The organism is Pseudoalteromonas sp. MSK9-3 (genome assembly GCF_003590335.1).
Lineage (GTDB): Bacteria > Pseudomonadota > Gammaproteobacteria > Enterobacterales > Alteromonadaceae > Pseudoalteromonas.
The window spans coordinates 1-973 of the sequence record NZ_MIET01000061.1; the positions used below are offsets into that span (position 1 = coordinate 1).

At 39.3% G+C, this 973-nt stretch carries 1 protein-coding gene; it reads left to right on the top strand.

Going from position 1 to position 973, the window contains the following annotated elements:
- The first annotated feature begins 259 nt into the window (after positions 1 to 259).
- Positions 260 to 811, top strand: coding sequence for a hypothetical protein (locus BGP78_RS20650; protein WP_119863167.1), 552 nt, complete (start codon positions 260 to 262; stop codon positions 809 to 811).
- The last annotated feature ends 162 nt before the right edge of the window (positions 812 to 973 follow it).

The window sequence follows — 973 nt, forward strand, 5'->3', positions numbered from 1 at the left end:
TGCATCAATGGTAGCGGGTCGTTTACCTTGTAATTTTAAGTTGGTAAGATGTTGAAGATAAAGGAAGTCGAAATGTTTTTGTTCGAGGTCATTCATGGTATTAACTCCAGTGTGACACCACCAACATGGCGATGTTCCAGAGTTTAAGTATGAATGATGTTTTTCTGCCGCTTAGCGGCTTCGTTCAACAAGCGATTATGCAGCACAAACAACGTGCTGCATAAATACTAAATAGTTAGCCGTCTATCATGGAGAGATAATGAAGAAGTTTTTCTTAGTTTTTACAGTTCTTTTTTTATTTGGTTGCTCGAGCATTCCCATCTCGACCATGCTTAAATATCGTAACTTTGATGAACAGAGCTTTGCTGCCTTAGACCCTTTTCAAATACGTTCAAAAATAACGGTGTCAGAACCTTTCACACTAAAAATGGAAAAAATTAAACTGAGTCTCAGCTTGGAAAATGAAAAGGGACTTAGGGATTTTACATTTCCACTCGCTCTCGAAAAACGAGATAGCATAGCTGCGCAAAATGGCTTATTTTCATCGGAACCCGCAAAAACTGAATACACATTTAAGCTTTCAGAACTTGCAGTTAACAATTTCAAGGAAACGCAAAATTTACTATCGCAAGAAGCACAAGGAAAAGTGTCTTTCTCAATTGGCGTTGGCTTCAACGAGGACCCCCAAAAAGCTCAATCTGTATATTTTTCAATTGCACTTCAACTCGAAGAAAAAGACGGTTATTTTACACTTATCGAAGAAACCGAGGTTGATTTTGGGCCAGGGCAAGAGCATGAAAAGACATTATAAATTCAAGACCTTTTCAAGGTAATCTGTACTGCGCATCGCTTTCTTTTGCTTTGCGGGCATACCTTTCTTAAAGCTCGTTTCAGCTTTTAGGTGATTAAAAGCGATATGCCTAAGCCCTGCGAACACTGATGCTGCTCCTTCACGCCTAATTCGGCAATCATC

Coding starts and splice junctions, on each gene's coding strand:
- BGP78_RS20650 (WP_119863167.1), top strand. CDS start 260: ATGAAGAAGTTTTTCTTAGTTTTTACAGTTCTTTTTTTATTTGGTTGC.